Genomic DNA, 12,891 nt, shown 5'->3' on the forward strand with positions numbered 1-12,891 from the left:
TATTAACTTAAGAAACTTTAGTCACATCAGCCACAGCGGTCACGGCCGCCGTGGCCGTTGCGCAGTTGTGGAGGTAAGCCAGTGAGTCCACGCACGTACCGATCGATGCGGTTCGGCATCGCCGGGCTCGCAGTCGCCGCCGCAGCACTCGCTGTGCCGGCCGCCGCCGGGGCCGATCCGGCGGCACCGTCGCCCGAGGCGAGCACTCCGGGCACCGCCGTCCCCGAGACGAGCGCCCCGCAGAGCACAGTCCCCGACTCCACGGCACCGTCGGCACCCGACTCCACCGCACCGCAGACGGCCGCACCGCAGGCCGATCAGGTGCGCACCCTGCCGACGATTCCGGGCGACGCCGCGCTCGCCGATCTCTTGCGCAAGCTCAAGGCCACCGGCGGCGACGAGAAGGCCGTCGAGGCGATCACCGCCATCCTCTCCTCCGACGGCCGGCTGGATCTGTCGAAGTACCTGGACAGCGCGAGTGTTCTCAACGGCATCGGTCTCGACGGCGCCGGCCTCGAGAAGCTCGGTCTGGGCAGGCTCGGACAGAGCGACCCGCAGACGCCCGCCCCGGTCGCAGCCACCGTCCCCGCGGCGCCCGCACCGGCTCCCGCCGCCGACGTGCTGACCGTGCTGCAGAAGGTCACCGGAACGTCCCTGCTGTCCCCCGCCGTGGCTCCGCTGTGCGCCGAGCCCACCCCCGACAACCCGCTCGGACTCACCACCGCCCCGGTTCTGGCGGCACCCGGCCCGTGGCCCACCGTCGCCGCCGACCGCACCGGGGTGCTCACTGCGCTCACCTCGCTGTTGCCCGCCGACAGCAAGGAACTGCTGACGGCGATCGGTGAGGATCAGACGGCCTTCGCACTGGTGCCGCCCGGCAAGCCCGACTCGGACCAGTTCCGCGTCGCGTGGTTCAACACCACCACCATGAAGGGCGGCCTGGCCGATCTGAAGCCGCTGTCGGAGGCGGCGTCCGCCGGACCGCTCAAGCAGTTGCTCACCGACACCGAGAACTTCCACGGCGTCCGTCTGGCCCGCGTCGACACCGGTAAGGGCCACATCCTCTCGGCGGTCTTCGGCACCACGACCACCGCCGACCGCACCTGCTTCTTCCTGCCCGCGCTCGGCACAGTCCAGAACTGACCAGTTCAGGACTGACGCCGATCCCTACTGTGCCGGCCGCACCGGCACTCTCTCACTCCGCCGCAGCCCGGCGGCCCGTCGTAAAGGACCGAATAATGATCACCGCCCGGAAGCGGCTCGCCCGCACCCTCGTCGTGACCGCCGCGGCAGCCGCGCTGACGGTCGGCGGCGTCACCGGCGCACTCGCCGTCGCCGATCCGGAGGACGCCCCGGCCCCCACCGGCGGCCAGACCGCGGGATCGGTGTTCGCCAACCGGACCATCGACGGCCGGGCGCTGGTGCCGGGTGCCGCCGCCGGCCAGCAGTACAGCTACTGGTCCATCGGCGCCGACGAGCGTCTGCATCTGTCCACGGCTGTGCTGCTCGAGCCCCGGGGCAAGGCGCCGGCGGCCGGCTGGCCGGTCGTCGTCTGGGCCCACGGCTCCGACGGCTGGAACGATTCATGTGCCCCGTCGGCCAAGCGCGATGCCGACGACCGCTCGACGCTCAGCCATCTGCTCGGTCGCGGCTACGCCGTCATCGCCCCCGACTACGCGGCCGTCGGCGCGCCGGGTTCACCGCAGTACTCCGACGTCGACGCGACCGCGCACAACATCGTCGACGCGGTCCGTGCCGGAGCCGACGTGGGCTCGTCCTCGCTGTCGCCGAAGTGGGCGGTGGTCGGCTCCACGCAGGGCGCCGCAGCCGCCACGTCGCTGGCCCGCAACGCGACCGCGTGGCAGACCGGTGAGCTCGACTTCCGCGGCGCCGCCGCGACCAGCATTCCGGCCGGCTACGACGACGTGGTCGCCGGCCTGAGTCCGTCGTCCTCGGCGGTACCGACGGCCGTGGTGGCCGACGTCCTCTACACCCTGGCTTCTCAGAGCACCGAGGACCTGGGCACGATCCTCACCCCGCGCGGCGAAGCCCTGGTCCAGAAGGCTCAGAAGCTGTGCACTTCGGCGCTGATCAAAGAGATCGGCGGCACGCAGCTGGCCGACCTGGTCTCGAAGCCGCTCGCGTCGAACGCCGCACTCGCATCATCGCTGCGCAAGTCGCTCGCGATCCCGGCGCGCGGCTTCAACCGCCCGATCCTCATGAGCCAGCGCCTGGTGGACGAGAGCGTCGTGGTGCCCGCATCGCTGCGGTACGTCACCCAGGCGCAGCTCTCGAGCAACAAGGTCAAGATGAGCACGTATCTCACCGGCGACGAGTCGGCGGGCAAGCGTCAGGAGCAGGCCGCCGTCGACAATTTCCTCGGCGGACTGTTCTGAGTCAGCCCATCTCCTCCAATTCCATGCCCTTCGTCTCCGGCACCTTCGCGCGCACGTAGAAGAACGAGATCCCGGCGCACAGCGCGAAGAAGCCGTAGACGAAGGCCGGGCCCACCCAGCCCATCGCGGCCGGGAACAGCAGCGAGATGGTGAAGTTGGAAAGCCAGTTCACCGCGGTGCACAGACCGAGAGCCACCGCTCGGTAGCGGTTGGGGAACATCTCACCGAGCATCACCCACATCACCGGTCCCCAGCTGGCGGCGAAAGCGATGACGAACAGATTCGCGCCGATCAGTGCCAGCACGCCCCAACTCGTCGGGAGCCGCGAGACCGTATCGCCCGAATCGTCGACGGCGTCGTAGACCTGCGTGAAGGCCACCGATGCCAGCACCAGCCCCACGAACATGCCCACGGAGCCGAAGAGCAGCAGCAGTCGGCGTCCCACCCGGTCCACGAAGCCGATCGCCACAAAGGTCATCACCACGTTGATGACCGCCGTGATCACCGAGGTGACGAACGACGCCGACTCGGAGAAGCCGACCGACTGCCACAGGGTGGTCGAGTAGTAGAAGATGGCGTTGATGCCCACGAACTGCTGGAACACGGCGAGCCAGATACCGACCCACACCAGCGGGTGGAGACCGAACGCCGGCCCGGCGAGGTCGCGCATCGACGCCGCGGACTCGAGCTTCACAGTGCGGTGGATCTCCGCGACCCGGCCGTCCGGATCGGGTTCCCCGGTCACGTGAGCGAGAATCCGCGAGGCCTCGCCGTCACGTCCGCGGACCACCAGATAGCGCGGCGACTCCGGGATCGTCAGCGACAGCACGCCGTAGACGACGGCCGGCACCACACCGACCAGGAACATCCACCGCCACGCCTCGATGTCCAGCCAGAGGGTGTTGGCGGCGGCGCCGGCACTGTCGGCGAGCACCGCGTCCGACAGCAGCGCCGCGAAGATGCCCAGCGTGATCGCGAGCTGCTGCATCGAACCGAGCGCGCCGCGGAACCGGGCGGGCGCGATCTCGGCGATGTACGCGGGAGCGATCACCGACGCGATGCCGATGCCCAGACCCCCGATGAGCCGCCAGAGCATCAGATCCCACACCGTCTGAGTGAGACCGGCGCCGATCGACGAGGCGATGAACAAGGCCGAACCGAGCAGCATCACCTTCTTGCGGCCCCACCGGTCGGCGAGTCCGCCCGCGAACCACGCCCCGAGCGCGCAACCGACCAGGGCGATGGCGACCGCGACGCCGGTGACCAGGTCCGACAGCCCGAACTCGCCCTGGATCGCGTCCACCGCACCGTTGATGACCGAGCTGTCGAAACCGAACAGGAAGCCGCCGACCGCTGCGGCGGTCGAGACTCCGAGGACTCGCATCAGCGGGACGTCTGTGCGCCCGGTCTCCGACGCGGTCATGCGACTGCCGTTCCGGTGCACGACGAGTACTGCGGATTCACCATCGGGTTGAAGGCCATCGCCCCGATCTTCTGATGCACGGTGAACCGCACGGCGCCGCGACCCGGGTGGAGCACGACGTCCCAGTCGGCGGTGTGCGCGCGGGTGGGCACCCGCACGGTGCCGGTCCGTCCGGTCGACAGGTTGCGCCAGGTCACAGTCGTGAGCATCGTCAGCTCGAGCACCGGACCCACCCCGCCCGGATTGTTCGACGAGAGCGTGATGGCCGGCCCCGGCAGTCCGTCCGTCGGGAACGGGCCGCCCGTGTACACATCGACCACGATCCGCAGCCGCGCACCGGGCCACGGATTGGCGCTGTCGCACCGGATGGACCGCACGTACTCGGCGCCGTAGGGCGACGCGTGCGCCTGCGGGACGGCGACGCACCCGGCGGCCAGCACCGCCGCGCTCGCGCCCGCCGCCGCGACCGCCCTCCCCCGGCGCCGTACTCCCCGAACCGATCTCCTGGCTGAGCAGTCTGCAGTACGCATGCTTGGGAGTGTGCCAGCCGGGAGCCGCGAGCGCCGGGACTTCGACCGGGGCGCCGCCGGAGAGGGTCTCGGAGTTCGCCGACGACCGGCGTGCCGATGACCGCGGGCGACTAGCATGAGCGGCATGGCTGACCTCCAGATCGCCCAGGACCCGGTCGCGGACGCACTGCTATCCACGGACGCCTTCGCACTCGTGACGGGCATGCTGCTCGACCAGCAGTTTCCGATGGAGCGGGCGTTCGCCGGACCGGCGAAGATCCTGGAGCGGTTCGGCACCCTCGATCCGGTGGCGATCGCCCACGCCGACCCGGAGGCCTTCGCCGAGTTGTGCGCCACTCCGCCCGCGATACACCGCTACGGGCGGTCGATGGCCGGCCGGATCCAGGAGCTCGCCCGAACGGTGGTGGACGAGTACGACGGCGACACCGCCGCCCTCTGGACCACTGCCCGTACCGGCGAAGAACTGTTCGGGCGTGTCCGCGCGCTGCCCGGTTTCGGCGAGCAGAAGGCCAAGATCTTCGTGGCCCTGCTCGCCAAGCAACTGGACGTGAAACCGCGCGGGTGGACCAAGGTGACCGGTGATTACGGCCGCAAGGGATACCGTTCCGTGGCCGATGTCACCGATCCGGAGTCGCTCCAGCGGGTTCGGGACTTCAAGAAGGCCGCGAAGGCGGCTGCCAGGAAATGACGAGCGCTACAATCGTCGACCATGAATAGCAGCGCGAACGAAGTCCGGATGGCCGTCAAGCTGCCACTGCGTCTCGGCTTCGCCACGGCCGGTATCGCACTCTCCACGGTCGAGTCGGTCGTCAACGTCGCGCGGCTCACCGCCGAGAGCATCGAGTCCGAGGTGAACTCGATGCTCGGAATCGACGAGAACAGCGAGATCGCCACTGTCCGGGCTCCGCTCGCGATCCTCAGCCAGGTGGCCGATCTGCTGAGCCCCGACCGCCCCTTCGGCCGGATTCTGGCCAACGGCGGCCCCCTCGACCGCTTGATCCAGCCGGGCGGCGTGATCGACCGTCTCACCGCTCCGGACGGTCTGCTCGAGAAGCTGACCGAGCGCGGTGGCCTGCTCGACCAGATGACGGACGAGAAGGGGATCCTGATGCGGCTGGCCGCGAAGGACGGACCGCTCGACCGGCTCACCCGGGAAGGCGGCGTGGTCGACCAGTTCACCGAGAACGAGGGCATCCTCGAGCGGCTGACATCCGAGGGCGGCATCGTCGACAAGCTGACCGCTCCGGACGGTGTGCTGGAGAAGCTGTCCCAGCCCGGCGGCGTGCTCGACCGCGCCGCTGGCGACGAGGGCCTGCTCGATCAACTGCTCGGCGCCGACGGTGCCCTCGAGAAGCTGATCGCTCCGGGCGGACCGCTCGACAAGTTCACCGAGCTGTCCGAGACGCTCGCCTCGCTGCCGCCGAATCTCGCTGCGATGCAGGAGACCGTCGACCACCTCAACGAGGTCGTGGAACTGCTCAATGCGTCCGTGGCACCGATCGGCGGGCTGGCCGACCGGCTCCCCAAGCGCCTCACCCGCGCCGGAACCGCGGCGACCCCGCAGACACCGACGCGGCCGCAGCTTCCCGGGGACCCGACCGACGACGCCGTCAGCCGGTACCCCGGTCGCTCCTGAGCTACTTCGCGGTCCGGCGCAACCGCACGTTGGCGAACTCGCCGAGACCCCACTGTCCGAGTTCACGGCCGTACCCCGACTGCTTGACGCCGCCGAAGGGCAGGCCGGGCAGCGAGGTCCCGTGCTCGTTCACCATCGCCATGCCGACATCGAGCCGGTCGGCCACGGCCTGCGCGGCCTCGACGTCCGAGCTCCACACCGAACCGGAGAGTCCGTACTCGACGTCGTTGGCCAGATCGACGGCCTCGTCGACCGACGAGAACTTGTAGACCACCGCCACCGGGCCGAAGATCTCCTCGCGGTACGCATCCATCTCCGGCGTCACATCGGTGAGGACCGCGGGAGCCATGAACGCGCCCGGCCCGTCGAGGGCCTCTCCGCCGGTGTGCAGCGTCGCGCCCTGCTCCACCGCCTGCGAGACCTGCTTGACCACGTTGTCACGCGCGGTGACCGACGACAGCGGCCCCACCTTGGTCCCGTCCTCGGCCGGATCGCCCACCGCAAGCCCGGAGATCGCCGCCGTCAGGTTCGTGACGAAGTCGTCGTAGATCGACTCATCGACGATGAACCGCTTGGGCGAATTGCACGCCTGGCCCGCGTTCATCGTCCGCATGGCTGCGGCGCCGGCGGCCAGCGCCGCGACATCCGGGGTGTCGAGCACGATGAACGGGTCCGATCCGCCGAGTTCGAGCACCGACTTCTTGAGGTTGCGCGCCGCGACTTCCGCGACCGCCGCCCCGGCGCGGCTCGATCCGGTGAGTGAGACGCCCTGCAACCGGCGATCGGCGATCATCGTCGCGATCTGCTCGTTGGTCGCGAAGACGTTGATGTAGGCGTCGGCGGGAACCCCGGCGGCGTGCGCGATCTGTTCCATCAGCTCCGACGACGCAGCGCAGATCGGGGCGTGCTTGAGGATGATCGTGTTGCCCAGCAACAGATTCGGAGCCACGAACCGGGCCACCTGGTAGTAGGGGAAGTTCCACGGCATGATGCCGAGGATCGGGCCGATCGGCGTGCGGGTGACGATCGACTCCGCGGCTCCCTGCGGATCGAGTTGCTCGGTCTCCAGCAGAGCCGGGCCGTTGTCCGCGTACCAGTCGTAGATCATCGCCGTCAGTGCGAGCTCACCCAGACCCTGCTTGGTCGGCTTCCCCATCTCCTTCGTGATGACCGCGGCCAGTTCGGACGCCCGGTCGCGGTACGCCGCGGCGGTGTCGCGAAGCATCTGTACGCGCTGCTCGATCGGAGTCTGCCGCCACTGGCGATATGCCTTCTCGGCGCGTTCCAGGATCGGATCGATCTGGTCGTCGGTGATCGTCGGAAACTCGCGCTCCACGACGCCGGTGGCGGGGTTCTGGGTCACATAAGCAGTCATATGCGAATGCTACGCGTGCGAAGGTGGCGTCGCCGGGCTTCCTCCGAAGGCCGCGCGCACGGCTGCGGCGTACTCGTCGACGGTCCGCGCGGCGGTTCCGCGAGCGGCGATCGACACGGTCACCGTCGCACCGATTCCGTGCACGCCGTGGGTGAGTCCGTGGACCGCGGACAAGGCCGGGAACCCCGCGGTGAACAGCACTCGACCGCCCGCCAGCCGGAGGTCGCCGTCGCCGCGGTTCACCGACGAGACCACGGTCGCACCCGCCACCCGCTCCGGGACCGGCGCCGCGGACGAGAGCCGGACGGCCAGCGATCCCAGTACCGACGGAGCGCGGTCTGCCGCCCAGCGGTCGACGCGGGCGGCCGCAGAACGGTCTCGCCGCCGCGCCGCGTCGAGCTGGCTCGCGATCGCCTCGGATCGAGCACGCCGATCGAGGTCGGGGCGCAGATCGACGCCGACGGAGAAGAAGTCGTTCCGGCGCCGAGCCACCGGTTCTCGGGTCGCCGGTTCACGGGAGACGGCGACCTCTGCGACCACCCGGCCGTCAGGACTCGTCCCGCCGAAGCGCCCGAGCACCTCGGCCAGCCCCACCAGTGCCCCGACGGTGACCGAGGATCCCAGCCGCCGGACCGACGATCGCGGCAGCGTCACCGTCCGCAGCTCCACCGCGCCGGGATCCGGACGATTGAGCACGGTCGGCTCGATCACGTCGGCGCCCGGTGTTTCCGCTGTGCCGCAACGGGATCGGAGCATCCACGCGGCCGCACCGGCGACGGTTCCGGTCGCCAGTCGCGGCGCAATGGCCGCGGCGCCCGCGGCGGCGGCCACGGCCGAGGCCACGGCGGAGGGAAGCGGCGCGCCGCTGCGCACCCGGTCGGGCCGACCCTGCGTCAGCAACCGTCGTGCGATCGCCGAGACCCGCCGCCCGCCACCGAGCGCATGCGAGATCTGGAGCACCACGATGTTGGCCGGGCCGTCGGCGTCGGGCACATCCGTGAGCGATTCGAACAGATGCAACCGCCACAGCGGCCCGGCGGTGCGGTCGCCGCTCGCCATGAGGTGCCCCAGGGCGGCCAGGCATTCGGTCCACGTGGTGGCCGGGTGTCGGCAGAACTGCTCGGGACGGGGACGCGACGCGCGCCAGCGCGGATACCCGAGATCCCACGGCACGCGGGCGACGCCGAGACGCAGGTCTGCGATCTCGGACGCGCGGGGCGCGAGTTCGGCGAACGGATCGGCCGACGGGTCGTCCGGCGCGTCGAACGCATACAACAGGAACTGATCGTTCGCCGTGGTCAACGATCGCCAGTACATCGCCGCGTCGGGCGGCGTCAACGCGCTCACGAGACCTCCTCGCCATCGCTCGATGGCAACGTGGGCATAATGCGGTGCAGTGTCAGGCGTCGCGGCCGCGGCGCCGGAAAGGCTCCACCCGTGTCCAGTGCCCCCACACCCGCACAGCCCACTCCCGGCGCATCCGCGTCCCGGCCGGAGTGCGTGTACCGCCTCGATGACATTCCACCCACCACACCGGTCATCGTAGGGGTCGGCCAGGCAGCCGAACGCATCGACGACGCCGACTACGCGGGCCTCTCCGAGGCCGACCTCGCGGCCCGCGCGGTGAGCGCGGCGCTCGCCGACACCGGGGCCGACGACGTGGCACGCCTCGTCGACACCGTGGTGGCGGTCCGATCGTTCGAGCGGTCGAGCCCGGCGTCGTCGTCGCCCTTCGGCCGGCCGGACAACATGCCGCGCGCGGTGGCACGCCGCACCGGCATGGATCCGCGCAGGGCCGTCGAAGAGGTGACCGGCGGGCAGAGCCCGCAGCATCTGGTGAACGAGTTCGGCGCCGAGATCGCCGCCGGGCGTGCCGACGCGGTGGTGTTGTTCGGGGCCGAGGTGATGTCGACGGTCCGCCACGCCCAGCGCTCGGGCACCGCACCGGACTTCAGCGAGACCGTCGGCGGGCAACTGGAGGACCGTGGCTACTCGATCGGCGGCCTCACCTCGATCGACGAGGTGAAGCACGGGGTCGTCATCCCCATCTCCCAGTACTCGATCGTCGAGAACGCGCGGCGCCACCGTCTCGTACTCGGCGCCGCCGAGTACGCGCGGTCGATGGGCGAGCTGTTCGCACCGATGACGCGTGTGGCGGCGCGGAACCCCTTCGCCGCCGCCCGAGAGGAGTTCACCGCCGAGGAGTTGGCGACCGTCACCGACCGCAACCGCCGCGTCTCGGTCCCCTACCCGCGCCGAATGGTGGCTCGCGACCACGTCAACCAGGCCGCATCCGCGGTACTGATGTCCGTCGCGGCCGCCCGGTCGGCGGGGATCCCCGCCGACCGCTGGGTCTTCGTCCACGGCCACGCCGACCTGCGGGAGAAGCCGCTCCTGACCCGGCCGGACCTCTCCCGCGGACCCGCGTCGGTCGCCGCTGTCCGGGAGGCACTGCGCCTGGCGGGCACCGATGTCGACGACGTCGCGCACTTCGATCTGTACAGCTGCTTCCCGGTCGCGGTCTCGCACGTCATCGACGAGCTCGGACTCTCGCCCGACGACCCCCGTGGACTGACCGTCACCGGCGGGCTCCCCTACTTCGGCGGGCCCGGCAACAACTATTCGATGCACGGCATCGCGGAGATCGTGTCGCGGGCGCGGCGCGAGCCCGGCTCGTTCGGCCTGGTCGCAGCCAACGGCGGCGTCTTGAGCAAGTACTCGGTGGGCGTGTACTCGTCCGTCCCCGCTCCCTGGCGTCCGAGCACCTCCGCCGACCTGCAACGCGAATTGGACGCCGCACCGTCGGTGCGGGTGGCGCACTATCCGAACGGCCCGGCGACGATCGAGTCGTTCGCTGTCATCGATCCCGACGGCGAGGCCCCCGGAGCCACCGTGGTCGGCCGGCTCGGCGACGGCGCCCGGTTCGTCGCGGCCGTGGACGACCCCGGCCTGCTCGATCTGCTGCGCGCCGACGACGACCCCATCGGAACGCCGATCTTCGTCCGCGCGTCGACGAACCAGAACCACGCGGCACGCACACGCGACGTCCTCGATGCGCGCCATCCGCGCGCGGCGGTCGGATTCGCCGAGCGGTACGAGCATCTGCTCGTCCGGCGCGAGGGACGGGTGCTCGAGGTGACGATCAACCGGCCCGAGGTCCGCAACGCGCTGAATCCGGCGGCGAACGCGGAACTGGACTCCGTCTTCGACGCGTACTTCGCCGATCCCGATCTGTGGGTTGCGATCCTGACCGGCGCCGGCTCGGCCGCGTTCTCGGCGGGCAACGATCTGAGCGCCGGCGCCCAAGGAGGCCTCGCGATGCCCGCCAACGGCTTCGCCGGGCTCACCGCGCGGCGCGACCGGATCAAGCCGGTGATCGCCGCGGTGAACGGTTTCGCCCTCGGCGGCGGGCTCGAGATCGCCCTGGCCTGCCATGTGATCGTCGCGGACGAGGAGGCCTCCTTCGGTCTGCCCGAAGTGAAGGTCGGTCTGGTCGCCGCGGCCGGCGGGCTGGTCCGCCTCCCCCGCGTCGTCCCGCCCGCCCTCGCCCGCGACATGATCCTCACCGGACGCCGCATCGACGCCGCGGAGGCGCTGGCGTACGGCCTGGTGTCGAGGGTGGCACCGCACGGTGAAGTGATGTCCGCCGCCCGCGCCGTGGCCGAGGAGATCCTGGCCGCGTCACCGGTCGCCGTTCGCGCCTCACTGGCGGCGATGGCCGGATCCGAATCGCAGCCGGACACGGTCCGGGCCGTGGACGAGAGCCTCGCGGTCCTCGACACCGTCCTCGTCTCGGAGGATCTCCGCGAGGGTGTCACGGCCTTCGCGCAGAAGCGCGAACCGCAGTGGAGAGGATGCTGACTCCCCACTGAAACCGTCGCCGACCTGCAGATGTCCGGCTCCCTCTTGAATTACTTGGATGTCCAAGTATATCGTGGTTCACGTCACGAACGGATGCCTCTGGAAGGACGGCGCATGACTGCACTGCGGACCATCGATCACTACCTGAACGGCGCACACGTCGCCGCGACTGGCGCGACCGCCGACGTCTACGACCCCAGCACGGGTCAGGTTCAGGCCACGGTGCCGCTGGCCACCGCCGCCGAAGTCGACGCCGCCGTCGCCACCGCCAAAGAGGCCCAGAAGACGTGGGCCGCCATGAACCCGCAGCGCCGCGCCCGCGTGATGATGAAGTTCATCGAGCTGGTGAACCAGAACATGGACGAGCTCGCCGAGCTGCTCTCGAGCGAGCACGGCAAGACCGTCGCCGACGCCCGCGGCGACGTGCAGCGCGGACTCGAGGTGATCGAGTTCTCGGTCGGCATCCCCCACCTCCTCAAGGGCGAGTACACCGAGGGCGCGGGCACCGGCATCGACGTCTACTCGATGCGGCAGCCGCTCGGCGTGGTCGCCGGCATCACCCCGTTCAACTTCCCCGCCATGATCCCGCTCTGGAAGGCCGGCCCCGCCCTGGCCTGCGGCAACGCCTTCATCCTGAAGCCCTCGGAGCGCGACCCGTCCGTTCCGGTCCGCCTCGCCGAGCTGTTCACCGAAGCCGGCCTGCCCGACGGTGTGTTCCAGGTGGTGCACGGCGACAAGACCGCCGTGGACGCACTGCTCGTGAACCCCGACGTCAAGGCCGTCGGCTTCGTCGGGTCGTCGGACATCGCGCAGTACATCTACGAGACGGCCGCCGCCAACGGCAAGCGCAGCCAGTGCTTCGGCGGCGCCAAGAACCACATGATCATCGCCCCGGACGCCGACCTCGACCAGGTCGTCGACGCCCTCATCGGCGCCGGCTACGGCTCGGCCGGCGAGCGCTGCATGGCGATCTCGGTGGCCGTCCCGATCGGAGACGCGACCGCGGACGCTCTGCGCGCCAAGCTCGTCGAGCGGGTCGAAGCGCTGCGCGTCGGTCACAGCCACGACCCCAAGGCCGATTACGGTCCGCTGATCACCGCCGCCGCACGTGATCGCGTGGTGGACTACATCGAGCAGGGCGTCGCCGCGGGTGCCGAACTCGTCGTCGACGGTCGCGGCAAGGGCGCCACCGAGGCCTCGTTCAACGGCACCGATCTCGGAGGCGGTTACTACCTCGGCCCCACCCTCTTCGACCACGTCACCAAGGACATGTCGATCTACACCGACGAGATCTTCGGCCCGGTGCTCACCATCGTCCGCGCGCACGATTACGAGGAGGCGCTGGCGCTGCCCACCGAGCACGAGTACGGCAACGGCGTGGCCATCTTCACCCGCGACGGCGACACCGCGCGCGACTTCACCTCGCGCGTCGAGGTCGGCATGGTCGGCATCAATGTGCCGATCCCGGTGCCGGTCGCGTACCACACCTTCGGCGGCTGGAAGCGCTCCGGCTTCGGCGATCTCAACCAGCACGGCCCCGCGTCGATCATGTTCTACACCAAGACCAAGACGGTCACCTCACGTTGGCCGTCGGGCATCAAGGAGGGCGCCGAGTTCTCCATCCCGACCATGCACTGAGGCCCGTCGCGGAACGAGAGAACAGGCGTATC

General features: G+C 70.2%; 10 protein-coding genes. 6 read left to right on the forward strand and 4 right to left on the reverse strand.

Features of this window, described 5'->3' with window-relative positions; all coding sequences use genetic code 11:
• Positions 1–81: 81 nt before the first annotated feature.
• On the forward strand, positions 82–1,143 hold the full coding sequence (locus ACK8HH_RS13225) for a hypothetical protein (protein ID WP_412475250.1): 1,062 nt from the start codon (positions 82–84) through the stop codon (positions 1,141–1,143).
• Between the two features lie 95 nt (positions 1,144–1,238).
• Complete coding sequence (locus tag ACK8HH_RS13230) at positions 1,239–2,396, forward strand: alpha/beta hydrolase family protein (RefSeq protein WP_062367012.1); 1,158 nt, start codon at positions 1,239–1,241, stop codon at positions 2,394–2,396.
• Position 2,397: 1 nt separating this feature from the next.
• On the opposite strand, the gene ACK8HH_RS13235 is transcribed toward ACK8HH_RS13230, so the two are convergent.
• Both ACK8HH_RS13235 and ACK8HH_RS13240 read right to left on the reverse strand, forming a co-directional pair.
• Positions 2,398–3,819 carry a sugar porter family MFS transporter gene (locus ACK8HH_RS13235; protein ID WP_045540857.1) on the reverse strand — a complete coding sequence of 474 codons (1,422 nt, stop codon included), beginning with the start codon at positions 3,817–3,819 and terminating at the stop codon, positions 2,398–2,400.
• Complete coding sequence (locus ACK8HH_RS13240) at positions 3,816–4,349, reverse strand: hypothetical protein (RefSeq protein ID WP_231875700.1); 534 nt, start codon at positions 4,347–4,349, stop codon at positions 3,816–3,818. Before ACK8HH_RS13240 ends, ACK8HH_RS13235 begins: the two co-directional genes overlap by 4 nt.
• A gap of 124 nt (positions 4,350–4,473) precedes the next feature.
• On the opposite strand from ACK8HH_RS13240, the gene ACK8HH_RS13245 reads away from it, so the two are divergent.
• Positions 4,474–5,037, forward strand: coding sequence for an HhH-GPD-type base excision DNA repair protein (locus tag ACK8HH_RS13245; protein ID WP_039867210.1), 564 nt, complete (start codon positions 4,474–4,476; stop codon positions 5,035–5,037).
• A 21-nt stretch (positions 5,038–5,058) separates the two neighbouring features.
• Positions 5,059–5,985, forward strand: coding sequence for a hypothetical protein (locus tag ACK8HH_RS13250; RefSeq protein ID WP_045540711.1), 927 nt, complete (start codon positions 5,059–5,061; stop codon positions 5,983–5,985).
• Position 5,986: 1 nt separating this feature from the next.
• Here the strand turns inward: ACK8HH_RS13250 and ACK8HH_RS13255 are convergent, their stop codons facing one another.
• Together ACK8HH_RS13255 and ACK8HH_RS13260 are read right to left on the reverse strand one after the other, a co-directional pair.
• Positions 5,987–7,360: an NAD-dependent succinate-semialdehyde dehydrogenase gene (locus tag ACK8HH_RS13255; protein WP_039867151.1), complete on the reverse strand. Its 1,374-nt coding sequence runs from the start codon at positions 7,358–7,360 to the stop codon at positions 5,987–5,989.
• A 9-nt stretch (positions 7,361–7,369) separates the two neighbouring features.
• Positions 7,370–8,707 carry a hypothetical protein gene (locus ACK8HH_RS13260; RefSeq protein WP_412475251.1) on the reverse strand — a complete coding sequence of 446 codons (1,338 nt, stop codon included), beginning with the start codon at positions 8,705–8,707 and terminating at the stop codon, positions 7,370–7,372.
• 90 nt (positions 8,708–8,797) lie between these two features.
• On the opposite strand from ACK8HH_RS13260, the gene ACK8HH_RS13265 reads away from it, so the two are divergent.
• Together ACK8HH_RS13265 and ACK8HH_RS13270 are read left to right on the forward strand one after the other, a co-directional pair.
• On the forward strand, positions 8,798–11,221 hold the full coding sequence (locus ACK8HH_RS13265) for an acetyl-CoA acetyltransferase (RefSeq protein ID WP_231875701.1): 2,424 nt from the start codon (positions 8,798–8,800) through the stop codon (positions 11,219–11,221).
• 114 nt (positions 11,222–11,335) lie between these two features.
• Entirely contained in the window at positions 11,336–12,859 is a 1,524-nt protein-coding gene (locus ACK8HH_RS13270) for a CoA-acylating methylmalonate-semialdehyde dehydrogenase (protein ID WP_006895817.1), read from the forward strand.
• Positions 12,860–12,891: the final 32 nt, after the last annotated feature.

Origin of the sequence: Gordonia sp. LUNF6, assembly GCF_047041125.1 — a bacterium.
Lineage (GTDB): Bacteria > Actinomycetota > Actinomycetes > Mycobacteriales > Mycobacteriaceae > Gordonia > Gordonia sihwensis.

Bases quoted from the DNA above. Each gene is read 5' to 3' on its own strand.
- ACK8HH_RS13245 (WP_039867210.1), top strand. From the start codon at position 4,474: ATGGCTGACCTCCAGATCGCCCAGGACCCGGTCGCGGACGCACTGCTA.
- ACK8HH_RS13235 (WP_045540857.1), bottom strand. From the start codon at position 3,819: ATGACCGCGTCGGAGACCGGGCGCACAGACGTCCCGCTGATGCGAGTC.
- ACK8HH_RS13270 (WP_006895817.1), top strand. From the start codon at position 11,336: ATGACTGCACTGCGGACCATCGATCACTACCTGAACGGCGCACACGTC.
- ACK8HH_RS13255 (WP_039867151.1), bottom strand. From the start codon at position 7,360: ATGACTGCTTATGTGACCCAGAACCCCGCCACCGGCGTCGTGGAGCGC.
- ACK8HH_RS13240 (WP_231875700.1), bottom strand. From the start codon at position 4,349: ATGCGTACTGCAGACTGCTCAGCCAGGAGATCGGTTCGGGGAGTACGG.
- ACK8HH_RS13230 (WP_062367012.1), top strand. From the start codon at position 1,239: ATGATCACCGCCCGGAAGCGGCTCGCCCGCACCCTCGTCGTGACCGCC.
- ACK8HH_RS13250 (WP_045540711.1), top strand. From the start codon at position 5,059: ATGAATAGCAGCGCGAACGAAGTCCGGATGGCCGTCAAGCTGCCACTG.